Origin of the sequence: Embleya sp. NPDC020886 (assembly GCF_044333915.1) — a bacterium.
In the GTDB taxonomy this organism is placed as follows: Bacteria; Actinomycetota; Actinomycetes; order Streptomycetales; family Streptomycetaceae; genus Embleya.
On sequence record NZ_JBIRRX010000030.1, the window covers coordinates 33,807 to 58,456 of the forward strand.

Genomic DNA, 24,650 nt, shown 5'->3' on the forward strand with positions numbered 1-24,650 from the left:
CGCCCGGCGGGCAACTTGTCACTGGCAAGATTGCTCTCGTGCTGCAAACTTGTCAATGCCTAGATCCCGGGTAGCATCGACCCATGAGCACCGGACGCCCCTATCACCACGGCGACCTGCGCCGCGCCGTACTCGCCGCCGCGCTGGACGTGGTGGCCTCGGACGGCCTCGGCGCGATCAGCCTGCGCGATCTGGCCCGCCGCGCGGGCGTGTCGCACGCCGCCCCCGCGCACCACTTCGGCGACAAGACCGGGCTGCTCACCGCGATCGCCGCCGAGGGCTACGGCCTGCTCGCCGACGCGCTTGCCGAGGTCGTGCCCGGCGACGCGGACGCCCTGCGCGAACTCGGCGTGCGCTACGTGCGCTTCGCGCTCGCGCATCCCGCGCACTTCGAGGTGATGAACCGTCCGCACGCGGTCGACGGCGCCGACCCGGAACTGCTGCGGCAGCGGGCCCGGGCCGGTGAGTCGTTGCGCGGCGGCGTCGCGGGGGTGCCGGCCGAGCGCCGGGGCGATCCGGACCAGGCGGTGCTCGCCGCGTGGTCGCTCGCGCACGGCTATGCCACCCTGTGCCTGTCCGGTGGCATCCCGGCGGGAGCCGATCCGGCGGGCACCTTCCGGTCGCTGACGGGCCTGTTGTTCTCCGGGCCCGCGATGGAGTGACGCGCGGCGCGCCGGGTCCGGGGATTCGCCCGATTCGCCCGGGGGCAACGATTCCGGGCGGCGATGTGCACCATGTGTGACGGGAGGACTCTTGACCGTGATGTCGCCGTCCCGGTACACCTGGCAGTCGGGTCGAGCACGGCCCGCCCGATCCTCTGGAGATTCGCGCCTCGTCGAGCCGGGGACCTCCCGCGCCTCGATGCCGTGACCCGGTGCAGGCCGTGGCTCGTGACCGGGCACGCCACGCACGTGAACCCCCGCGGGCGTGGTGCCGACCCGGATCCAGCCGCCGCCGACGCGCACCTGCTCGGCGTGCGGGTCGGATCCGGGGAGGTGCCGTGCGATCGGGTGAGGGGAGACCGGGAATGCCGGAAGTGAGCGTCGTCGTCCCGCTCTACGGCGACCACGAGGCGCGCGGGGTGTTCGCCTCGGTCGCGGCGGCGTGGCTGGCGCAGAGCGTGTGCTGCGAGGTGGTGCTGGCGACGGCCGGCGACGCGGTGCCGGTCGTACCGCCGGATCTGGACGCGCGTCGCCGGGTGCGGGTGATCCGGGCCCCCGAGACGAGCCTGGCCGCCGGGTTGCTGCGCAACGTGGCGGCGGCTCGGGCCAGGGCGCCGGTGCTGTACCTGACCGATGCCGATGTGGCTCCGCTCGGGCGCGACTTCGTGGCCCGCGCGCTGGAGCTGGCGGCCGGCGGGGCGCTGGCCCAGCCGTGGATGTACCGGCTCGTCGGCGCCGCCGAACTGCCCGTCGGGTGGGCCGCGGTGGACCTGGTGCCGGTGGGCGAGGACCCGTTCTGCTTCGTCCGGGAGGACCCGGACGGCGTGCTGCGCGGGTTCCCGGACGAGCGGCTGGTCTGGGATCCGCCGCGGGCCGGGGCACCGGAGGGCGCCACCCCGCGGGCGTTGCCGCCGCCGCGGGCGCGGGCGCCCTACGGACCCCACAGCCGGTTGTGGCGCGCGCCCTACCAGTGGGGCGCGATGCTGGTGGACCGCCGGACCTTCGACGGGGTGGGCGGGTACTGCCCGCGATATCTGGGCTGGGGCGGCGAGGACGTCGACCTGCTCGCGAAGGTCGCCGCGCACACCCGGCTGCGCCGCGGCCGGCAGCTCGATCGATCCTGGAGCTGCCTGCACTTCGAGCACCGCACACCATACGACGGAACCGAGCAACAGGCGGCCAACGAACGCCTGTTGGCCGCGCGGATCGCGGCCGGTCCGGACGCGATGATCGAACAGGACCTGGCCGAGCACGCCGACCCGGGCGGCATGCCCCAGGGCCATTGAGCCCGCACCGCCCGCCGCGACGGTGCCGGCCCGAGCCGACCCGGCTATCGAGTCCGGTCGAGCCGATCCCGGAACAGGGCCAGGCCGGCCGCGCATTGCGAGTGCAGCGGGGTCGGCAGGGCGTCGGGCGCGAACCACTCCAGCGCGTCGAACTTGTGCGGCTCGCCGATGGCGACCCGGCCCGGCTCGACCTCGACCGCGAACACCACCGCGACCCAGTGCGAGGCGACCGGGTCCCCGCGCAGCACGTTGCGCACCCCGATCGTCTCGATCGACAACGCCTCGGTCGAGTACTCCTCGCGCACCTCGCGGGCCACCGCACGCTCGAACGTCTCGCCCCACTCCAACGCGCCCGCACCGGTGTCCCAGGTGCCGGCCTCGTCCCGGGCCGCCGCCGAGCGACGCGCCAACAACACCCGCCCGGCCCCGTCGTGGCAGATGAACACACAGGACACGGACGGGCCGCCCGGCCGGTTCGTCGCCATCAGAAGTGCTTCAGCAACTCGGGGAACGCGGTCAGCGTGAGCACCCGATCGTCGTGCGGGTCCAACTCGCTCTGCTCCAGGACCCAGGTGTGCGCGTTCGGGATGAACACCGCGCCCAGCCCCGCGCCGCGCGCGGGAAGGATGTCCGACTTGGGGGAGTTGCCGATCATCCAGGTCGTCTCCGGCACCAGCCCGTGCGCACGGGTGAGATCGAGGTAGGCGTCGACGCCCTTCTCCGGCACGATGTGCACGCTGCGGAAGTGGTGCGCCAGCGCGGACGCGTCGATCTTGCGCTGTTGCTCCTCGGTGTCGCCCTTGGTGAGCAACATCAGGTCGTGGCGCGCGCCGAGCGTGGTGAGCGTCTCGACCACGCCGGGAACCAGTTCCATCCGGTTCTCCAGCAGCGCGACCGCGAGTTGCCCGATGTGCCGCAGCTCCGCCTCGGTGGCCGGCCGCGCGTGCAGCCGCGCCACCGTCTCGCCCAGACTGCGCAGGAACATCTTGCTGCCGTAGCCGTGCGTGATCGCGTTCGCGGCCTCGATGTCGTTGAGCATCGCGCGGATCTCGGTCCGGTCGAGCGTGGGGTGGTCGAGCCAGTCGAGCCAGTCCTCGATGACCCGCTCGAACAGGACGTTGTTCTCCCACAACGTGTCGTCGGCGTCGAAGATCAGGACCTGACGCGAAAGGCCCGTCGGCGTGTTCATGGTTCGTTTCGTCTCTGTCCGCTCGGCGACACTGCGGCGATCATCCTAGAGCGGACCGCCGGCCCCCCTCATCGGATTTTCCGACCGCTGCCCGTGCCCAACCGGCAGGGACGGGACGGCGGTGCGGGCCGAAGTCGGGAGCGGGTCACGACCGCGCCGGCGGCTTGCCGCGCAGGGCCTGCCACTTCTCCAGCACGCCCGCCATCTCCTGCTGGGCGAAGGCGAAGAAGTCCCGCATCTCCGCCATCCGGGCACCCGCCTTCGTGCCGGGGCCGCCGAGCGGTCCGATGCCCTTGTCGGTGGCGGCGATGAGCTGGGCGAACAGCGCCTGCTTGGTCGCGGTGCCGGTGTACCAGGCGTCGTCGGGCAGCAGGTACAGATCGCTGCGCGAACCCAGGACCGACTCGCGGGTGACCAGTCCGACCTGGGCGAGGTAGCGGACCGCGCCCGAAATCGCGGCGGGGCTCGCGGCCAGCCGGTCGGCCAGCTCGCCGGCGGTCAACCCGCGCTCCTCGGCGGCCATCAAGGTGATCAGTACGCGGGCGCTCATCCTGGGGAAACCCCAGTCGGCGAACAACATCGCCATCTGTTCGATGAAGTGCCGCGCGGCCTCCTCGTCCCGGCCGTCAGCCACGCCCATCAGCTCCTCCGCCGCGTCGGTGGGTCGCCCTCGGCGGGAGCCTGCGGGCGTATATACATTACGTTATGAAGCTTCACAAACACGTGAAGTAACAGTAGCATCCGGGGGGTGAACGCAATCGACGTGATCTGCACCACAGGGCTGCAGAAACGGTTCGGGCAGGCAGTCGCCCTGGACGGGCTGGACTTACAGGTGGCCCAGGGCGAGGTGCACGGACTGCTCGGCCCCAACGGCGCGGGCAAGTCCACCGTGATCCGCATCCTGCTGGGCCTGCTGCGCCGGGACGGCGGCACCGTTACCCTGTTCGGCGGCGACCCCTGGCAGGAGGCCACGGCACTGCACCGAAGACTGGCCTACGTGCCCGGCGACGTGAGCCTGTGGCCCAATCTGAGCGGGGGCGAGACGATCGACCTGCTCGGCTCGATGCGCGGCGGCCTGGACAAGGCCCGTCGCGACGCCCTCGTGGAGCGGTTCGAACTGGACCCCAAGAAGAAGGGCCGGGCCTACTCCAAGGGCAACCGACAGAAGGTGGCGCTCGTCGCCGCCCTGGCCTCCGAGGCCGAACTGCTCATCCTCGACGAGCCGACCTCCGGCCTGGACCCGCTGATGGAGGCGGTCTTCGGCTCGTGCGTGGCCGAGGCCAAGGAGCGCGGCGCGACCGTCCTGCTCTCCAGCCACATCCTCAGCGAGGTCGAGGAACTCTGCGACCGGGTCTCGATCATCCGCGAGGGACGCCGGGTCGACTCCGGCTCGCTCGACGACCTGCGCCACCTCTCGCGCACCACCATCACCGCGACGGTGTTCCGGTCGCCGGGCAACCTGGACGCCATCGGAGGTGTGCACGAACTACAGGTCGACGGGCGCTCGGTGAGCTTCCAGGTCGATCCGGACGCGTTGGAGAAGACGCTGCGCCTGCTCACCGACGCGGGCCTGGAGTCGTTGACCAGCCGGCCGCCCACGCTGGAAGAACTGTTCATGCGCTACTACTCCGGGGACAAGCAGTGAGCGGCGGGCTCGCCGGCCTGCGCGAGTTGTCCAAGCTCGCCTCCCGCCGGGACCGGATCATCCTGCCCCTGTGGGCGTACGCCCTGATCGGCAGCGCGGCCTCGACCGCCTACAGCATCAAGGGCCTCTTCCCCGACCAGGCGTCGCGGCAGGAGTTCGTCGACGGCATCCGGGCCGCGTCCGGCGCCGCCGCGCTCTACGGCCGGATCCTGGACACCTCTCCCGGAGCCATCACCACGTGGCGCTCGGCGGTGCTCGGCGCCGTCCTGGCCGCGGTGATGTCCATTCTCCTCGTCGTCCGGCACACCCGGGCGGAGGAACAGACGGGCCGTCAGGAACTGGTCGCCGCGGGCGTCGTGGACCGGGCGGCGCCACTGGTCGCCGCACTGCAACTGGTGATCTCGGTCAATCTCGCCGTCGGCGTGGTCATCGGCGGCGTACTGCCCCTGGTCGGCCTGCCGGCGGCCGGTGCGTTCGCCCTCGGCCTGTCGATCGCGGCCTGCGGCATCGCCTTCACCGGCATCGCGGCGGTCTGCGCCCAGCTCTTCGAGTCCTCGCGCACCGCGAACGCGGTCTCGCTGACCCTGCTCGGCGCGTTCTACCTGGTGCGCGCGGTGGGCGACATGAGCCACGGCGCCGAGTGGCTGTTGTGGATCTCGCCGATCGGCTGGACCGAGGAGGTGCGGCCCTACGCGGGCGACCGGTGGTGGGTGCTGGCGGTGCCCGCGGTTGCCGCGACCGTACTGATCGTGGTGGCGCTGCGACTGTTGAACGTGCGGGACTTCGGCTCCGGGGTGTTGCCCGCCCGGCCCGGACCCGCGCACGGGGGTGCCGACACCCGCGGCACCCTCGGCCTCGCCTGGCGCATGCACCGCGTCTCGATGCTCGGCTGGACGCTCGGCGTGCTCACCGCGGCGCTGGTCTTCGGCTCCTTCGTCCGCGACGTCGACGTCCTCACCGACAGCGACCGGGTGCGCGAGATCATGGCCGATCTGGGCGGCTCACAGGACATGGCCGACGCGTATGTGTCCTCCGTGGTGGGCGTGTTCGGGATCATGGCGGCCGTCTTCGCGCTCACCGTGATCGTCCGGGCCCGGGCGGAGGAGGCTGCCGGCCGGATCGAACTCGTCTTCGCCGGCACGCCGAGCCGCGCGCGCTGGCTGCTCGGCCACCTGGTGTTCGCGGTGCTCGGTGCGGTGCTGATCCTGGTCGCCGCGGGATTCGGCATGGGTTTGTCCGCGGGGCTGGGCGCGCACGACGTGGCGGCCACGCTCGGCCGGGTCTTCGGCGCCGTGTTCGTGCAACTCCCGGCCGTGCTGCTGATCGTGGCACTCGCCGTGTTGTTGTTCGCCGCGGTTCCCCGCTGGACCGCCGCCGGATGGGGACTGCTGGGCCTGTTCGCCTTCCTGACCCTGGTCGGCCCCCAGTTGAAGGTCAGCCAGTACGTCCTGGACCTCTCGCCCTTCAGCCACGTGCCCAAGCTCCCCGGCAACGCGGTCCCGGCCACGCCGCTGGTCGTCATGGGCGCCCTGGCCCTGGTCGGCGTCGCCGCGGCGGTGACCGCCTTCCGTCGCCGCGATCTGCTCGCCTGACTCGCATCCGCCCACCGGCGCCGGGCAACGGTCGCCGGAGCGCCCGGGGAACACCCACGGAACACCGCCCAGGCGCCCGACCGAATTCCGGCCGGGCGCCTGTCGCGGTGCGCTGTGCCGTGTCGTTCCCGGCCCCGATCGTCCAAGCTCCGCTCGTCAGGCCCCGATTGCCTGGGTGTGCGGCCCGGTGAACAGCGCCGAGGCCAGTTGCGCCCGGTCGTTGACCCCGACCTTGCGATACATGCGCGTCAGATGTTGCTCCACCGTACTGACCGTGATGTAGAGCAGTTTGGCGATCTCACTGTTCGTATGGCCCAGCGCCACCAGGTCGGCGACGCGCTGCTCCGCGTCGGTGAGCAACGCGGCCGGACCCTTGGGCTCGGCGTCGGGGCGGTCGCGGTCCGCGGGCAGCAGCCTGCTCAGCGGTTCCGCCTGGCACTTGTCCGCGATGATCTTCGCCTGCGAGCCGATCACCCGGGCCCGCCGCGTCTCGCCCACGGCGTTGTACATGTCCGTGAGGTCGGCCAGCGCGCGGGCCAACTCGTAACGGTCCCCGCTCTCCTGCAACGCGTCGACGGCCTGCCGCAACAGCGCCAGCCGCCGGTGCGGTTCGTGGGTCGCCGCCAGCAGGCGCAGCGTCGCCCCGCGGGTGCGTGGTGAACCGCCGTGCTCGCTGCGGCTCAACTGCTCCTCCAGGATCGTCCGGGCCCGATCGCGCTCGCCCATCCGCAACCACGCCTCACCGGCATCGTTGCGCCACGCGATCAGCCCCGGCACGTCCATGCCCCAGCGGGCCATCAGCTCGCCGCAGCCCCGGAAATCCGACAGCGCCCCGTCCCAGTCCCGGACCGCCATGCTGTACCGGCCGCGCGCATGCAGGTAGTGCAGGCCCGGTCGGCTCTGGAGCATGCGGTCCGGGATCGGCAGATAAAGCAGTTCCGCGGCCTCGTCGTGACGCCCCATCGAGGTGAGCGCGATCAGCATGCTGGCCAACGGCAAGCCGACCGCCGCTCCCCACTCGCCGATCGGAACCACGTCGAAGGACTTGGTCGCGTGCGTGACGGCCCCGGGCAAATCACCCAGGCGGATGCAGATCTCCGCCCGCAGCGCGTGCAGTCGGGCCTCGCTGCCGGGTTCGCCGCGTTCCTGCGCGGTGACGATCAGTTCGTCGCAGTGCGGCAGCGCCAGCGCGGGGCGCTCCGCGTAGGTCAACGCGAGCAACGCGCACTCGATCGTGTCCAAATCGGTGCCGTGCAGACGGGTGCCGTGCAAAATCCTTTCCGCTTTGGGTACCGCGCGGTCGGAAAAGCCCTTGGTCAGCACCGAGTCGAGCACCGTCGCCGCGTCGTAGCGACGGCGACTTTCGGTCGTCGAGGGCAGGCCGGGCAACTCGCCCTCGTCCTCACCGGCACTGGGCAACAGACCCAGCAACGGGGTGTACGAGCAGCGCATCCACATCCGGGCGGCGCGCAACTCCATCGCCGTCTCCGGGGTCGTGGCCCGACCCGAGTCGGTCAGATGCCGCAACGCCTCGGTGGCGGCCTCGAAACGACCGGTCCACAACAGCGCCCGGATCACCGCCAGGGTTTCGCCGCTGCCCAGGCAGCCGGTGCGCACCGCCTGGAGGAGATCGGGGATCTGTCGTTCCGGAATGCCCGGTTCCATCCGCCGCTCCGCCTGGAGCAACGCCGCCCTGGTTCGGGCCAGTTCACCCGCGTTGGCGCTCAACGTGCAGGCCAGGCGCAGATAGTCGACCGTCCTGGTGCCCCGGCCCTCGGACAGCGCCGACGAGGCCGCCGCGTCGAGTACCGGTACCGCCCAGGGTGTACGCACCCCTCGGCCCGCCAAGAGATGCTCGGCGACGACGGTGGTGGTGGCGCCCTCCGCGTACGTCAACTCCGCCGCGTCCCGGTGCAGTGCCGCCGTGGCCTCGGGGCCGAGGCCCGTCAACATCGCCGCCGCCGCCGCGGGATGGCGGAAGCGACCCCCGTCCAGAACGCCCGAGGCGTCGAGCACCGTCAGGCACCGCGTCACCGTACCGGACGCCAGTCCCAGTAATCGGGCGATCGGTTCCGGGGTGCCCAGCACGGCCAGTGCCTGGGCCACCGCCGCCGTGGGCGCCGGGCTGCGATGCACGCACGAGAGCAGCGCCCGGGCATAGCCCGGGGACGTCGCGTGCCCGCCGAGCCGGAAGTCGTCCAGGACCCCGTCCAGCAGCAGCGGATTGCCGCCGCTCAGCCACAGCGCCCGGGCCGTGACCTGCTCCGCCCGGTCCGCGCCGAGCCTGGCCACCGCCGCGGCCCGCACCCGGTCCACGTCGAGCGGCGCCAGATGCACCCCGCGGGCATGCGGCAGCCGGAGCAACTGCTCGACGAAGTCCTCGCATCGGTCGTTCGCCGCGTCGTGGTGGGTGAACACCGCGAGCAGCGGTGTGTTGTGCATGCGGCGCGCCAGATAGGCGAGACACGCGAGCGAGGCCGGGTCGGCATGGTGGACGTCGTCCACCACGATGGCCAGCGGTCGAGGCCCGGCCAGGCCGAGCAGGACCGTGCACAGGGACTCCACGATCTCGGCGTCCGCCGCGGACAGTCGGCCCGGCGGCCCGTGCGGCGCGGCCGTCATCTGCGCCCGGCCGGTCGCGAGCAGTCGGCCCACCCGATCGCGGACCGGGGGCGACAACGAAGCCTCCTGGAGTAGTTGGCCGATCACCCCCAATGGGATGCCCGCCTCCGACTCGGACGCCACGGCTGGTAGGACCAGGCCGCCCGCGGCCCGCACCCGATGAGTGAACGTGGCCAGCAGTGTGGTCTTGCCCATGGCCACGGAGGCACCGACGACGGCGATTCCGCTTTCTCCCGCGAGTGCGCCGTCGAGGAGTTCGGCCAGTACGGCCGCCGCATGTGAACGCTCCCGAGTGTTCACGTCTTGGTCTCGTCACGGACGGTGCCGGTCGGTGCCTGGCGATGTCGTGGGTGTGGGGACGGAGGCGGCGCGAGTCTCGTGGACGGGGTGTGCAGACGATGAGGGCGCACGATGGTCTCCATGTACCTTCCTTCACAGCAGTGATGGGGACACGAAAACGTCGAGGGGTACCACGCTGTAGCACCGACGTTCCGGACGTCGACCATGCGATCTGCCGCCGACTCCCTGGCCAGGGGTCGCGCTGCGCATGTCGACGGTTACCGTCAGATCACGTTAACAGGGATTCGGGCGACGTTCGAGACTCCTTGACGCGGGCCTTGCAGTGACACGAAACACTTCGGCGCACCGACGAACTCGCCGATTTTGCGGGCAGGTTCGACCGATGGGGCGACGTTGCCCGGCCGCCGGAACGCGCCGGCCCGGTTTTGCTCCCACGCAGGTCGGCGGCCCACGGGGACGACCCCCGGGGTGGACAGGGGTCGGAAACAGGGGTGGTGTCGTCCGCAAGGGCGATCGAACACTGGGTCCTGTGTGAGACCGGCTTCCCGGTCCGGCGCGGGCCTTCGCGCCCGCGCCTTCGCCGTTGACCCGCCCGGAAGGAGTCGGCGTGCCCGACGAGGTGACTCGTAAGGCCCTGGCACTGGAGTACTGCCGCAGGATGAACGCCGGCGACGTCGAGGGCGTCCTCGAACTGTTCGCCCCCGACGTGGTATTCGAGGATCCGGTCGGCTCCGGCGAGCAGGTGGGCCGGGACGCTCTGCGCGCGCACATCACCCGGGCCATCGTCGACGACCGGGCCCGGGAACGCCCCGGCACGCCGGTCGCCGCCCACGACGGCGAGACCGTCGTGCTGCCCGCCACCATCGAACTGAGCCCACGCAGTTATCCGAAGCGGATCGAGATCTCGATCATCGGGATCGTCCGCTTCCGCGACGACGGCCTGGTGGGCGACTTCCGTGCGTTGTGGGGCGATACCGACATGAGGGTGCTCGGCTGACCGCACCACCACAGGCGCGGCACCGGGCGTCACCGGTGCCGCGGACCACGCCTGGCGCCGGCACCGCCGGAGACCGCGATACACCGCCGACAGGAAGGATCACGACATGACCGAGGTTCCGGCCCAGGCCAAGCCGTTGCCCGTCACGCGCACCACGCCCCTGGACCCGCCGCCGGAACTGCTCGAACGGCAACGGGCCTGCCCGGTCGACCGGTTGTTGTACCCCGACGGCAGCGAGGGCTGGCTGATCACCGGCTACGACCAGGTCCGGGCGGCCCTGGCCGACCTGCGTTTCAGCTCGCGCAAGGACCTGCTGCGCTCGCCGATCCAATCGCAGGAGCCCACCGCCGCCAAGCCCGGCTTCTTCGTCTACACCGACCCGCCCGAGCACACCCGCTACCGTCGCCTGCTCACCGGCCTGTTCACGCTCCGGCGGATGAACCAACTCGGGGACCGTGTACGGGAGATCGCCGCCGACGCGCTGGACGCCATGGAACAGGCCGGCCCGCCGGTCGACCTGGTACCCGCCTTCGCGCTGGCCGTCCCGTCGCTGGTGATCTGCGAACTGCTCGGCGTGCCCTACGAGGACCGCGAGGTCTTCCAACACAACTCCACCGTCATCCAGGACACCAACACCCCGATCGAACAGGCCTACGCCGCCCTGGAGGCGATGCAGAAGTACCTGGCCGGCCTGGTCGAACGGCGCCGCGGCCCGGACCCCTCCGACGACATCCTCGGCGGCCTGGCCGCGCACGAGGAACTCACCGTCGAGGAGGTCACCAACGTCTGCTTCCTGCTGTTGGCCGCAGGGCACGAGACCACCGCCAACATGCTCTCGCTGGGCACCTACGCCCTGCTCACCAACCCCGATCAGCTCGCCGCGCTGCGTGCCGGCGAGACCACGATGGAGAGCGCCGTCGAGGAACTGATGCGCTACCTGACGGTCAACCACTACGGCCCGATCCGCGGCGTCCTGGAGGACTTCGAGTTCGAGGGCTGTCCGATGAAGGCCGGCGAGACGGTCACCCTGTCCGCGTTCGCGGCGAACCGCGATCCCAAGCACTACGCCGACCCCGACCGCCTGGACTTCGCCCGCGGCGGCCGCGGCCAACTCTCCTTCGGACACGGCATCCACCAGTGCATCGGCCAACAACTGGCCCGCATCGAGATGCGGATCGGCTTCGAGGCCCTGTTCGAGCGATTCCCCGGACTGCACCTGGCCGTTCCCGCGGAAGAGGTCCGGATGCGGGACACCATGCTGATCTACGGCGTCGCCTCGATGCCGGTCGCCTGGTAGGCGGGCCGATGCGGATCGAGGTGGACCGCGACCTGTGCTGCGGCGCCGGGATGTGCGCGCTGGAGGCACCGGAGGTCTTCGACCAGGACGAAACCGAGGGCCTGGTCGTGCTGCTCCTGCCGGAGCCGCCCGACGCAGGCCACGAGGCCGTCCGCGAGGCGGCCAGGCTCTGCCCGTCCGGGGCGGTCAAGCTCACCGAGTGAGTCCCGGCCCGGCCATCGGGCCACAACCGCGAACCGGCTGAGAACTGAAGGGCTTGACATGGTACGTGGGGACCGCCTGGGCAACGACCCGTCCGCGAACCGGGGTTCCGGTCCGGACCGGCACGAGCCGATCGCCGTCGTCGGCATGGCGTGTCGGCTGCCGGGGGTGGACGGCCCGGCGGACCTGTGGCGGCTCCTGCGCGCGGGCGCCGACACCGTGGCACCGCCCGCCGCGGACCGCGCCGGCATCGGCGGCGTATCGGGTCGGGGATCCTTCCTCGCCTCCGTCGACGGCTTCGACCCGGCCTTCTTCGGCATCTCCGGGCGCGAGGCCGCCGCCATGGACCCGCACCAGCGGCTGATGCTCGAACTGAGCTGGGAGGCGTTGGAGGACGCCGGCACCGTGGCCGACACGCTGGCCGGCACCCGCACCGGCGTGTTCGTCGGCGCCTTCTCCGACGACTACTCGCTGCTGCTCCAGGCCGACGGTCCGGACGCGGTGACCGCGCACAGCACCACCGGCCTGCACCGCAGCATCATCGCCAACCGGGTCTCCTACTTCCTGCGCGCGGGCGGCCCCAGCCTGACCGTGGACACCGGCCAGTCCTCCTCCCTGGTCGCCGTGCACATGGCCTGCGAGAGCCTGCGCTCCGGCGAGTCCGAGACGGCCCTGGCCGGCGGGGTGAACCTGATCCTGACCCCGCAGTCCACCGAACGCATGGAACGTTTCGGCGCACTGTCACCGGACGGACGCTGCTACACCTTCGATGCCCGGGCCAACGGCTACGTCCGCGGCGAAGGCGGTGCCGTGGTGGTGCTCAAGCCCCTGCGGCGCGCGCTCGCGGACGGCGACCGGATCCACTGCCTGCTGCGCGGCAGCGCCGTCAACAACGACGGCGGCGGCCAGACGCTCACCGCGCCCAGCGCGAGTGCGCAACAGGACGTGCTGCGCCGGGCGTACCGGCAGGCGGACGTGGACCCGGCCCGGGTCGGCTACGTCGAGTTGCACGGAACCGGCACCCGGCTCGGGGACCCGATCGAGGCCGCCGCGCTGGGCGCCGTGCTCGGCGCCGCGCGCGAGCCCGACCGGCCCCTTCCGGTCGGCTCGGTGAAGACCAACGTCGGCCACCTGGAGGCCGCGGCCGGGGTGATCGGACTGGTCAAGGCCGCCCTGGTGGTCTCCCACCGGGAGATCCCGGCCTCGCTGAACCACGTGGAGCCCAATCCCGACATCCCGTTGGCCGAACTGCGCCTGACGGTGCAGACCGAGCCGATCGCCTGGCCGGCCGCGGCCGGGCCGCGGATCGCCGGAGTGAGCTCGTTCGGCATGGGCGGGACGAATTGCCACGTCGTGCTCACCGACGCCGACACCGTGGTCGAGCAGGGGACTCCGGCCCCGGCCGGCGCGACCCCCGGTCCCGCGGCGGGCCCCCTGCCCCTGCTCGTCTGCGGCCACACCGACTCGGCGCTGCGCGCACAGGCCGCCCGACTCGCCCGCTTCGTCACCGACCGGCCGGAACTCGACCTGCCCGACCTCGCCCATTCGCTGGTGTCGACACGCTCGTTGCTCGCCCACCGCGGCGTGGTGATCGCCGGCGGCCGGGCCGACCTGGTCGAGGGCCTGACCGCGCTCGCCGCCGGCGAACCGGCGCCGGGCGTGGTGGCCGGCCGGGCCCGATCCACCGCGCGCCCGGTGCTGGTCTTCCCCGGCCAGGGCTCGCAGTGGCTCGGCATGGCCGCGGATCTGCTCGACTCCGAACCGGCTTTCGCCGCGCGGATCGCCGACTGCGAGGCGGCACTCGCGCCGCACGTCGACTGGTCGTTGACCGCGACCCTGCGCTCGGACTCCGAGGACTGGCTGGAGCGGGTCGACGTCGTGCAGCCCGTGCTCTGGGCGGTGATGGTCTCGCTCGCCGGACTCTGGGCCTCCTCCGGGGTGCGGCCCGCCGCCGTGGTCGGGCACTCCCAGGGCGAGATCGCCGCCGCGTGCGTCGCCGGCGCGCTCTCGCTGGAGGACGGCGCGACCGTCGTGGCGTTGCGCAGCAAGGCCATCCTCGACCTGTCCGGCCGAGGCGGCATGGTCTCGGTCGGCGTCTCGGCCGACCGGATCACCGAACTGATCGCCCCGTTCAAGAAACGACTCTCGATCGCCGCGATCAACAGTCCGGCGTCGGTGATCGTCTCGGGCGCGCAGGGCGCCCTGGACGAATTCCTGGCCATCTGCGAGGCACAGGGCACCTGGGCACGGCGCGTACCGGTCGATTACGCCTCGCACTCCGCCCAGGTCACCAAAACCCGGAAAACCCTGCTGCGGGCCCTGGCCGGGATCCGGCCGCGTACCTCGCACATCCCCTTCTGCTCGTCGGTGACCGGCGAACTCCTCGACACCGCCGCCCTGGACGCCGGGTACTGGTACACCAACCTGCGCAAGACCGTGCGCTTCGACCAGGCCGTGCGTACGCTCCTGCGCCTGGGCCACGACGTTTTCATCGAGTCCAGCGCCCATCCGGTCCTGACCACCGGCATCCTGGAGACGATCGAGGACACCGGGTCCGACGCCGCCGCGTTCGGCACGCTGCGCCGCAACCAGGGTGGCTCCGAGCGCTTTCGCACCGCCCTGGGCGAAGCCCACGTCCGCGGGGTCGCCGTCGACTGGCACCCCGCCCTCGTCGCCGGGGCCTGCCGGGTCGACCTGCCGACCTACGCGTTCCAGCGCGAACGCCACTGGCTGGGCTCCGCGGTCGACGCGCCCACCGACGACGGGTCGCGGCCGTCCGCACCGGTCGGCGGGCCGGCGGCATTGCCCCCGGAGGAGCGGGAACAGGCGATCCGCGAACTGACGTTCGCCCATGCCGCGACCGTGCTGGGCCGCCGCGCGCTGGGCCCGGCCGACGCCGAGCAGACGTTCAAGGCACTGGGCCTGGACTCGCCGAGCGCCGTCGAATTCCGCAATCGCATCAACACCGACACCGGGCTCCGGCTGCCGACCACGCTCGCCTACGACCACCCCACGCCGGTCGCCGTCGTCCGCCACCTCACCGCCCTGATCGCGGAGGCCACGGGAGGGCAGTCGGCGGCCGACCCGACCGCCGTCGCCGGGTCCGCGCCCGGAAGCGGGACGAAGCAGGCGGCCGGATCACCGACCGACGCCGACCCGATCGCCATCGTCGGCATGGCCTGCCGACTGCCCGGCGGGATCGCCTCGCCCGAGGATCTGTGGCGCCTGGTGGCCGCCGGCGGGGAGGCCATCACGCCGTTCCCGGACGACCGAGGCTGGGACCTGGCGGGACTCTACGACCCCGACTCGGCGAAAGCCGGCACCAGTTACGCCCGGCACGGCGGCTTCCTGCACGGCGTCGCCGACTTCGACGCCGAGTTCTTCGGGATCTCGCCGCGTGAGGCGTTGGCGATGGATCCGCAACAGCGGTTGTTGTTGGAGACCTCCTGGGAGGTGTTCGAGCGGGCCGGGATCGACCCGGCCGAGCTGCGCGGCAGCCGAACCGGTGTGTTCGTCGGCGCGATGAACCAGGACTACGGCGCGCGGCTCGACGAGGCAGCCAACGGCTCCGAGGGCTACCTGCTCACCGGCAACACCGGCAGCGTCGTCTCCGGACGCCTCGCCTACACCTTCGGTTTCGAGGGGCCCGCGGTCACCGTGGACACGGCGTGCTCGTCGTCCCTGGTGGCCCTGCATCTCGCGGTGCAGGCCGTGCGCGGCGGCGAGTGCTCGATGGCTTTGGCCGGCGGCGTGACGGTCATGTCCACGCCGGGCATGTTCGTCGAATTCAGCCGCCAGCGGGGTCTGTCGCCCGACGGCCGGTGCAAGGCGTTCTCCGCCGCCGCGGACGGCACGGGCTGGTCCGAGGGCGTCGGTGTACTGCTGGTGGAGCGGCTCTCGGACGCGGAGCGCCACGGCCACCGGGTCCTTGCCGTGGTTCGGGGCTCCGCGGTGAATCAGGACGGTGCCAGCAACGGGCTGACCGCGCCGAACGGCCCCTCGCAGCAGCGGGTGATCCGCCAGGCACTGACGAGCGCCGGTCTGTCGGCCGCCGACGTCGACGCGGTCGAGGCACACGGGACCGGTACCACGCTCGGCGACCCGATCGAGGCGCAGGCGTTGCTGGCCACGTACGGCCGTGACCGTGGTGACGAACAGCCCCTGTATCTCGGCTCGTTGAAGTCCAACATCGGCCATGCGCAGGCCGCCGCCGGTGTCGCCGGCGTGATCAAGACGGTGATGGCCATCCGCGCGGGCATCCTGCCGCGGACCCTGCATGCCGACGAACCGTCGCCGCACATCGACTGGTCGGCGGGCGCGGTGGAGTTGTTGACCCGGGCGCGGGAGTGGCCCGTGGTCGACCGACCGCGCCGGGCGGCGGTCTCCTCGTTCGGGATCAGCGGTACGAACGCCCACCTGATCATCGAGCAGGCTGCGGGCGAGACCCCGCAGCCGGACGCGGACCCGGTGACGGGGAGCGCACCGACGGCGGCGTCGGGCCCGGTGTCCGCTGCGGAAGCGGGTTGCGGCGACCCGGACGCGCTGCTGCCGTTCGTCGTCTCCGGGCGTGGCGGGCAGGGGCTTCGAGCCCAGGCGGCCCGGCTGGGGCAATTCGTTCGGGACGAGCCCGAACTGCCGTTGCCCGACCTGGCCGGGGCGCTGGTCGCGTCACGCTCGGTGTTGGATCACCGGGGGGTGGTACTGGCCTCGGGTCGTGCGGAGTTGTCGTCCGGGTTGGCGATGTTGGCCGCCGGGGAGTCCGGGTCGGGTGTGGTTTCGGGGGTGGCGCGGTCCTCCGGGCGGATCGTTTTGGTGTTCCCTGGTCAGGGTTCGCAGTGGTTGGGGATGGCTGCGGAACTGGTGGATTCGTCGGCGGTGTTCGCGGGGCGGGTTGCGGAGTGTGAGGCGGCTCTTGCGCCGTTCGTGGACTGGTCGTTGGTGTCGGTGTTGCGGTCGGAGTCGGAGGAGTGGCTGGACCGGGTCGACGTCGTGCAGCCGGTGTTGTGGGCGGTGATGGTCTCGTTGGCCGAGTTGTGGCGGTCGTTCGGGGTCGAGCCGGCTGCGGTGGTGGGGCATTCGCAGGGTGAGATCGCTGCGGCGTGTGTGGCGGGTGCGTTGTCGCTGTCGGACGCGGCGAAGGTTGTGGCGTTGCGGAGTCGGGCGATTCTGGAGATGGCCGGTTCGGGCGGGATGGCGTCGGTGTCGTTGCCGCGGGTGGACGTGGCGGAGTTGCTGACCGCGTTCGAGGGTCGGGTGTCGGTGGCGGCGGTGAACGGTCCGTCCTCGGTGACGGTGGCGGGTGACTCGGCCGCGCTGGACGAGTTGCTCGCGGAGTGTGATGCGCGGGGTGTGTGGGCGCGTCGGGTCCCGGTGGACTACGCGTCGCACTCGGTGCAGGTGGAGTCCATCCGCGAGCGGCTCCTGACCGAGCTGGCCGATATCGAACCGGCGGTGCCGGCGATCCCGTTCTACTCGGCGGTGACGGCGGAGCGGGTGGAGGGCGCCGCGCTCGACGCGGAGTACTGGTACACCAACCTGCGCGAGACCGTGCGGTTCGAGGAGACGGTGCGGCTGCTGCTCGCGCAGGGCTTCGACACCTTCGTCGAGGCCAGCGCCCACCCGGTGCTCACCACCCCGATCGAAGGCACGGTCGAGTCGGCCGAGGCCGAAGCGGTCGTCCTGGGCACGCTGCGCCGGGGCGAGGGTGACCTGGTTCGCTTCACCGCCGCGGTGGCGCAGGCGTACGTCGACGGCGTCGCCGTGGACTGGTCCCCGCTGCTGGGCGGGCAGCTTCCCGGCCGCGGCACGGTGACCGTCGAGCTGCCGACCTACGCCTTCCGCCGCCGGCGGTACTGGCTGGAACGTATCGAGTCCACCGGCGACGCGCGTGGTCTCGGCCAGGCGCAGGCGGACCATCCGTTGCTCGGCGCCGCGGTGCGACTCGGTGGCGGGCATGGGGTCGTGCTGACCGGCCGGCTGTCGTTGTCCTCGCACGCCTGGCTCGGGGATCACCTGGTCGCCGGCACGGCCCTGCTGCCCGGCGCGGCCTTCGTCGAACTGGTGGTCCGGGCAGGCGACGAGGTCGGCTGCGGTCGGATCGACGAACTCGCCCTGGAAGCGCCGTTGGTGATCCCGGAGCGCGAAGCGGTGCAGATCCAGGTCGTGGTCGGCGCGGCCGAGCACGACGGAACCCGGCCGGTGAGCGTGTTCTCGCGCGGCGCGGCCGAATCGGCGGGGCCGGAGTGGATCCGACATGCCGTCGGCGCACTGTCCGAACGCGGATCGGCGTCCGATGCGTCCGACACCTCCTTCGCCTCCGGCACCTGGCCGCCCAGCGGCGCGGAGCCGGTGCGGCTCGACGACTTCTACGCCGACCTGGTGCCGAAGGGCTATGCGTACGGACCCGTCTTCCAGGGCCTGCGGGCCGCCTGGCGGGTGGGGGAGGACGTGTACGCCGAGGTGGCGCTGCCCGAGGAGCCGGCGCGGAGTGCGGCCCGCTTCGGGCTGCACCCGGCGCTGCTCGACGCGGCACTGCATGCCGCGCTTCCCCGGGGCGACGACGGTGCGGCGGACCGGGTGCGACTGCCGTTCGTCTTCAAGGGGCTGACCCTCTTCGCGGGCGCCGCCTCCCGGTTGCGGGTACGGCTGTCACCCGTCGGCTCGGATGCCGTCCGGGTGACGCTGGCCGATCCGAAGGGCGGCCCGGTGGCTGCGATCGAGGCGCTGACCCTGCGCCCGATCGCCGCCGAGTCGCTCGCGGCGGCACGACCGGTCGCGACGGACGACCTGTGCCGCGTCGAGTGGATGCCGGGATCGGCCGGCGCCGCCTTCGCCGGTGGCATCGCGGTGCTCGACGCCGACACCCCCGACCTGTCGGCGCTGGTCGCGGGCGGCGTACCCGAGGTGGTCGTACTGCCCTGCCTGGTGGCGTCGGAGCCGGGTGACGACCACGCCGCCGCGGCCCATCGGGCGGCGGCCGGGGCGTTGTCGGTGGTGCGCGGGTGGCTGGGTGACGCACGGTTCGCCGAGTCGCGACTGCTCGTGGTTACCCGGGGCGCGGTGGGTGTCGCCGCCGGCCCGCAGCCGTCCGTGCTGCCCGGCCTCGCGGCCTCGCCGGTGTGGGGCCTGGTGCGGTCGGCGGCCACGGAGCATCCCGATCGTTTCGTATTGGTGGACGTCGACCCGGTCGACGGCGAGGACGACTGGCAGGCCCTCCTGCCGGGCGCACTGGCCCACGGCGAACGGGAGATGGCGATCCGCGGCGGCACCGTGTTGGTGCCGCGACTGGTTCGGCACGCCGTCGACTCGCCCGTCTCGGCGTTCGGATCCACCTCCGCGTCCGGGGCCGGGTCTGCTTCTGCCTTTGCCTCTGCGTCCGGCGAAGCGAAGACCTCCCTCGATGCGGGCACGGTCCTGATCACCGGTGGTACCGGCCTGTTGGGCGGATTGATCTCCCGGCGCCTGGTCTCCCGGCACGGGGTGCGCAGCCTGGTGTTGCTCAGTCGTCGTGGCGAACAGGCCCCCGGAGTGCACGAGTTGGTGGCGGAGCTGGCGACGCTGGGTGCGTCGGTGGTGGTGGAGGCGGGTGACGCGGCCGATCGGGAGGCGTTGCGTGGCGTGTTGGGCCGGATCCGGGGCCCGTTGACCGGAGTGGTGCACGCCGCCGGGCTCCTGGACGACGGCCTGGTCGAGGCGTTGACCGACGAGCGGTTGCACGCCGTGTTGCGGTCCAAGGTGGACGGTGCGGTCAACCTGCACGAGGCGACGCGCGATCTCGACCTCGCCGCCTTCGTGCTCTTCTCCTCGGTCTCGGGGATCCTGGGCGGCCCGGGCCAGGCGAACTACGCTGCGGCGAACACGTATCTCGATGCCCTCGCGCACGCCCGCCGGGCCGACGGGCTCCCCGCCACCTCGATGGCCTGGGGCCTGTGGGCCGAGGCCGGCGGGATGACGGGCGCGATGAGTGGCGCCGACCGACAGCGGATGAGCCGGCTCGGCGTCGGGCCGCTCGCCACCGAACAAGGTCTCCGCTTGTTCGACGCCGCCCTCGGCAGTGACGAGGCCCTGCTGGTCCCCGTCGCGCTGGACCTGCCCGCACTCCGCGCCCGCGCCGGGAACGGCACGTCGGCGGGAATGTTGCGCGGTTTCGCCCCCGCGCCGGCCCGCCCCACCGCCGACGGCGCGGCCGAGGCCCCGGCGGGATCCGCACTCGCACTACGGCTCGGCGCGTTGCCGGACGCCGAGCGGGAACGGGCCCTACAGGAGCTGGTTCGCGAACAGGTGGCGGCCGTACTCGGCCTGCCCACGGGCGCCGACGTCGACTTCGCCGGCACCTTCAAGTCCCTCGGCTTCGACTCGCTCACCGGACTCGACCTGCGCAATCGGCTGAATTCCGCGACCGGTCTGCGGTTGTCGGCCACGCTGGTCTTCGACCACCCGACGCCGACCGCGCTGTTGCGCACCATCCGGCAGACCCTCTTCGGCGCTCGGGAGGCGCCCCCCGCCGCGGTGGTCGGTGCGGTCGTGGACGACGAACCGATCGCGATCGTCGGCATGGCCTGCCGCTATCCCGGTGGGGTGGAGTCGCCGGAGGACCTGTGGCGCCTGGTCGCCGAGGGTCGGGACGCGGTCTCGCCGTTCCCGACGAACCGGGGCTGGGACCTGGAGGGTCTGTACGACCCGGACCCCTCGGTCTCCGGGAAGAGCTATGCCCGCGAGGGCGGATTCCTGCACGACGCGGGGGAGTTCGACGCCGGATTCTTCGAGGTCTCGCCGCGCGAGGCGTTGGCGATGGACCCGCAGCAGCGGCTTCTCCTGGAGACCTCCTGGCAGGTGCTGGAGCGGGCCGGAATCGATCCGACCACGCTGCGCGGCAGTCGGACGGGCGTGTTCGTCGGGGTGATGTACCACGACTACGCGTCGGGCATGCAGAAGGTGCCCGAAGGGGTGGACGGCTACCTGCTGATGGGCAACACCGGCAGCGCCGCCTCGGGCCGGCTGTCCTACACCTTCGGGTTCGAGGGACCCGCGGTGACCGTGGACACGGCCTGCTCGTCGTCGCTGGTGGCCCTGCACCTGGCCGTTCAGGCATTGCGCAGCGGCGAATGCTCGATGGCGCTGGCCGGCGGTGTCACGGTGATGTCGACGCCCGAGGTCTTCGTCGAGTTCAGCCGCCAGCGCGGGTTGTCGCCCGACGGGCGCTGCAAAGCCTTCTCCGCCGACGCGGACGGGACCGGCTGGTCCGAGGGCGTCGGCGTGTTGCTGGTGGAACGACTGTCGGACGCGCAGCGCAACGGCCATCACATCCTGGCCGTGGTGCGGGGCACCGCGGTGAACCAGGACGGTGCGAGCAACGGGCTGACCGCGCCGAACGGCCCCTCGCAGCAGCGGGTCATCCGTCAGGCGCTGGCGGTTGCCGGCCTGTCGGCCGCCGAGGTCGACGCGGTCGAGGCGCACGGGACGGGCACGACGCTGGGCGACCCGATCGAGGCGCAGGCGCTGATCGCGACCTACGGTCGGGATCGCGACGCGGAACGGCCCTTCTACCTCGGGTCGTTGAAGTCGAACATCGGTCACGCCCAGGCCGCGGCCGGTGTGGGCGGCGTGATCAAGATGGTGATGGCGATGCGCGAGGGCGTGTTGCCGCGGACCCTGCACAGCGCCGAGCCGTCCCCGCACGTGGATTGGTCGGCGGGCGCGGTCGAACTGCTCACCGAGGCGCGCACGTGGCCCGAGACGGGTCGTCCCCGCCGAGCGGGCGTCTCGTCGTTCGGCGCCAGCGGCACCAACGCGCATGTCGTGCTGGAACAGGGCCCCGAGCCGGTGTTCCCGGCGACCGAAGAGCCAACGCCGGCCGATGAACGCGTACTTACCTGGCTGCTGTCGGCGAAGTCCGACGACGCGCTCGAAGCACAGGCCGTTGCCCTGTCCACGCACCTGCGGGACCACCCCGAACTCGATCTCGCCGCCGTTGCCTCGGCGCTCGCCGTCTCGCGCGCGGCCCTCGACGAGCGGGCCGCGGTGATCGGTTCCACCCGTGCCGACCTGTTGGCCGGCCTCGACGCGCTCGCGGCGGGTGAGGCCACGTCAGGTGTCGTACGCGGCTCGATCCTCGGAACGGGAGATCTCGCCTTCCTGTTCAGTGGGCAGGGGTGCCAGCGGGTCGGCATGGGGCGTGAACTGCACGACGCCTACCCGGTGTTCGCGGAGGCGTTCGACGCCGCCGTGTTCGAGTTGGACCGGCAACTGACGGGTCATGTCGCGCATTCGGTGCGGGATGTGGTGTTCGGCGGGGTCGGTGCCGAGGGTTTGTTGGACGAGACGGTGTTCACGCAGGCCGGGTTGTTCGCGGTGGAGGTGGCGCTGTTCCGGTTGGTGGAGTCGTTGGGTGTGCGGCCGGGGTTCCTGCTGGGGCATTCGATCGGTGAGTTGGCCGCGGCGCATGTGGCGGGGGTGTGGTCGCTGGAGGACGCGGCGGCGGTGGTGGCGGCGCGTGGGCGGTTGATGCAGGCGTTGCCGGCCGGTGGGGCGATGGTCGCGGTGCAGGCGCCCGAGGACGAGGTGCGGGCGGCGCTGGACGGGTCGGCCGCGGTGGGTGTGGCCGCGGTGAACGGGCCGACGTCCGTGGTGCTTTCCGGCGACGAGGAGCCGGTGTTGGCGGTGGCGGCCGTCTTCGCGGCGCGGGGGCGCAAGACGCGGCGTCTCACCGTCAGTCATGCGTTCCATTCGTTGCGGATGGACGGCATGCTCGCCGAGTTCCGCGACGTTCTGGCCGGCGTCTCCTTCGCCGAGCCGACGCTGCCGATCGTCTCCAACCTGACCGGACGGCACGCGAGCGCCGAGGAGTTGACCGACCCGGACTACTGGGTTCGGCAGGTCCGCGGTGCGGTGCGCTTCGCCGACGGCGTGGCACACCTGCGCGCGGCCGGCACCGGAACCTTCCTGGAACTGGGCCCCGATGCGGTGCTGACCGCCATGGTCCACGACTGCGTCGCCGCGCCGACCGACCCGGAGGCGGGCGCCACCCGCGACATCGGCATTCGCTCCGCGCTGCGCCGAGGCCACGCGGAGATCGAGGCGCTGCTCGCCGCGGTCGCGTTCGCCCACGTGCGCGGTTGCCCGACCGATCGGGCCGCGCTGCTCACCCCCGCCGCGCGCGGGCATGTCGACCTGCCCACCTACGCCTTCCGGCGCCGGCGCTACTGGCTCGACACGACCGCGAGTGGCCCCGCCGATGCCGCCGGGCTCGGGCTGATTCCGGCCGGACACCCGTTGCTGGCGGCCACCGTGCGGCTCGCCGGCGCCGATGCGGTCATGTTGACCGGCCGGATCTCGCTCCAGGCCCAGCCCTGGTTGGGCGATCACGCGGTCGCCGGAACGGTGTTGTTGCCCGGCACCGCCTTCGCGGAGCTGGTCATGCAGGCGGGCGATCGGGTCGGCTGCGGACGCGTCGACGAACTGACGCTCCGAGCACCGCTCGTGTTGTCCGCCCACGGTGCGTACGCCCTCCAGGTGCAGGTGGAACCGCCCGCTGCCGACGGGCGTCGGGCGGTGGGCGTGTACTCCCGGGACGAAGCGGTGGGCGAGGACGGCGAATGGACCTGCCACGCCGCGGGATTCCTGGCCGAGGACGCCGCCGAAGCGGTGTTCGACCTCGCCGCCTGGCCGCCGGTCGGGGCCCGGGCGATCGACATCGACGACTTCTACCCGCAGGCCGCCGAGGCCGGTTACGGCTACGGGCCCGCCTTCCAGGGGCTGCGTGCGCTGTACCGGGACCCGGACGGCACGCTGTTCGCCGAGGTCGAGGCGCCTGCCGAACACGCCGACGACGCGGGTCGGTTCGGCATTCATCCCGCTCTGCTCGACGCCGCGCTGCATGCGCTGATCGCGGATGATCCGGACCCGGCCGGCCCCGGTCGGGAGCAGACGATGCGGCTGCCCTTCGAATGGAACGGCCTGCGGCTGCACGCGGCCGGGGCGTCCGCGCTCCGGGTGCGCCTGGCCGCGGTCGACGGGGATACCGACCGGATCGCGGTCCGGGCCGCCGACGGCACCGGGCGGCCGGTGTTCTCGGCCGAGTCGCTCGAACTGCGCTCCGCCGACCCGGCACGACTGGGTGCCGCCGCCACGTCGGCGGACTCCCTGTACCCGGTGGTGTGGACCCCGGTCGGCCGCCCGGCCGGGCCGGACACCGCCGAATCGCCCGAACTCCCGGGTTCCGGACCGGAACCGGACCCGACCGTCCTCGACTGCACATCCGTTCCGCCGGCCGCCGCGGACCTCGGGCGGGCCGCCGAAGCGGCTGCCGTCGACCTGCTCGCGGCCGTGCAGGCATGGCTGACCGAGCCGACGACCGACGAAGCCGGTGCGTCGCGCTGTGTGGTGGTGACGCGTGGCGCGGTGGCGGCGGCTCCCGGCGATTCGGTCACCGACCTCGTCCGTGCCCCCCTCTGGGGATTGATGCGATCGGCGCAGAGCGAGCACCCCGACCGGTTCCTGCTGGTCGATCTCGACCCGAACCACGACGCCGACACGGTGGACCCGGTCGAGGTGGCCCGCATCGCCCTGGCCGCGGGTGAGACCCAGGTCGCCGTACGCGCGGGCGCCGTGCTCGCACCGAGGCTGGCCCGGGCGGATCGTGGCGGGACGTTGGTACCGCCGTCCGGCCCCTGGCGGTTGGACGGCGTACCGCGCGGGACGCTGGAGGACCTGGCGCTCGTGCCGGCGCCGGAGGCACAGGTGCCGCTGTCGGCCGGTCGGGTGCGGATCGCGGTGCGGGCGGCGGGGCTCAATTTCCGGGATGTGTTGATCGCGCTGGGGATGTATCCGGGTGCCGCGTCGATGGGTGGCGAGGGTGCGG

General features: G+C 72.3%; 12 protein-coding genes. 8 read left to right on the forward strand and 4 right to left on the reverse strand.

Going from position 1 to position 24,650, the window contains the following annotated elements; genetic code table 11:
* Window positions 1-83: 83 nt before the first annotated feature.
* Both ACH4U8_RS45370 and ACH4U8_RS45375 read left to right on the forward strand, forming a co-directional pair.
* Window positions 84-662 carry a TetR/AcrR family transcriptional regulator gene (locus ACH4U8_RS45370; RefSeq protein WP_395784549.1) on the forward strand — a complete coding sequence of 193 codons (579 nt, stop codon included), beginning with the start codon at window positions 84-86 and terminating at the stop codon, window positions 660-662.
* A gap of 365 nt (window positions 663-1,027) precedes the next feature.
* The gene (locus ACH4U8_RS45375) at window positions 1,028-1,948 is read left to right on the forward strand and encodes a galactosyltransferase-related protein (protein ID WP_395784551.1); all 921 of its coding nucleotides are present in this window, start codon (window positions 1,028-1,030) and stop codon (window positions 1,946-1,948) included.
* A 44-nt stretch (window positions 1,949-1,992) separates the two neighbouring features.
* Here ACH4U8_RS45375 and ACH4U8_RS45380 read toward each other — a convergent pair whose 3' ends face one another.
* The 3 genes from ACH4U8_RS45380 to ACH4U8_RS45390 all read right to left on the reverse strand — a co-directional run bounded on the left by ACH4U8_RS45380 (window position 1,993) and on the right by ACH4U8_RS45390 (window position 3,771).
* A complete protein-coding gene (locus ACH4U8_RS45380) occupies window positions 1,993-2,433 on the reverse strand; it encodes an NUDIX domain-containing protein (protein WP_360320442.1) in 441 nt (146 codons plus the stop codon).
* The gene (locus ACH4U8_RS45385; RefSeq protein WP_360320445.1) at window positions 2,433-3,137 is read right to left on the reverse strand and encodes an HAD family hydrolase; all 705 of its coding nucleotides are present in this window, start codon (window positions 3,135-3,137) and stop codon (window positions 2,433-2,435) included. The genes ACH4U8_RS45380 and ACH4U8_RS45385 overlap by 1 nt, the downstream gene beginning before the upstream one ends.
* Window positions 3,138-3,282: 145 nt before the next feature.
* Window positions 3,283-3,771 carry a MarR family transcriptional regulator gene (locus ACH4U8_RS45390; RefSeq protein WP_360320448.1) on the reverse strand — a complete coding sequence of 163 codons (489 nt, stop codon included), beginning with the start codon at window positions 3,769-3,771 and terminating at the stop codon, window positions 3,283-3,285.
* Window positions 3,772-3,885: 114 nt separating this feature from the next.
* Here ACH4U8_RS45390 and ACH4U8_RS45395 point away from each other — a divergent pair, with 114 nt between their 5' ends.
* A complete protein-coding gene (locus tag ACH4U8_RS45395) occupies window positions 3,886-4,782 on the forward strand; it encodes an ABC transporter ATP-binding protein (RefSeq protein ID WP_360320451.1) in 897 nt (298 codons plus the stop codon).
* Window positions 4,779-6,374 (forward strand): ABC transporter permease, encoded by a 1,596-nt coding sequence (locus ACH4U8_RS45400; protein WP_395784553.1) that lies wholly within the window; start codon window positions 4,779-4,781, stop codon window positions 6,372-6,374. Before ACH4U8_RS45395 ends, ACH4U8_RS45400 begins: the two co-directional genes overlap by 4 nt.
* A gap of 156 nt (window positions 6,375-6,530) precedes the next feature.
* Here the strand turns inward: ACH4U8_RS45400 and ACH4U8_RS45405 are convergent, their stop codons facing one another.
* The gene (locus tag ACH4U8_RS45405) at window positions 6,531-9,296 is read right to left on the reverse strand and encodes an AAA family ATPase (RefSeq protein ID WP_395784555.1); all 2,766 of its coding nucleotides are present in this window, start codon (window positions 9,294-9,296) and stop codon (window positions 6,531-6,533) included.
* 607 nt (window positions 9,297-9,903) lie between these two features.
* Between ACH4U8_RS45405 and ACH4U8_RS45410 the strand changes: the two genes are divergently transcribed.
* The 4 genes from ACH4U8_RS45410 to ACH4U8_RS45425 form a co-directional block, all read left to right on the forward strand.
* Entirely contained in the window at window positions 9,904-10,293 is a 390-nt protein-coding gene (locus ACH4U8_RS45410; protein WP_360320460.1) for a nuclear transport factor 2 family protein, read from the forward strand.
* A gap of 106 nt (window positions 10,294-10,399) precedes the next feature.
* Window positions 10,400-11,590 (forward strand): cytochrome P450, encoded by a 1,191-nt coding sequence (locus ACH4U8_RS45415; RefSeq protein ID WP_360320463.1) that lies wholly within the window; start codon window positions 10,400-10,402, stop codon window positions 11,588-11,590.
* Between the two features lie 8 nt (window positions 11,591-11,598).
* A complete protein-coding gene (locus ACH4U8_RS45420) occupies window positions 11,599-11,793 on the forward strand; it encodes a ferredoxin (protein ID WP_360320466.1) in 195 nt (64 codons plus the stop codon).
* Window positions 11,794-11,851: 58 nt separating this feature from the next.
* Window positions 11,852-24,650 (forward strand): SDR family NAD(P)-dependent oxidoreductase (locus tag ACH4U8_RS45425; RefSeq protein ID WP_395784557.1); only part of this gene is annotated, 12,799 nt, incomplete at its 3' end.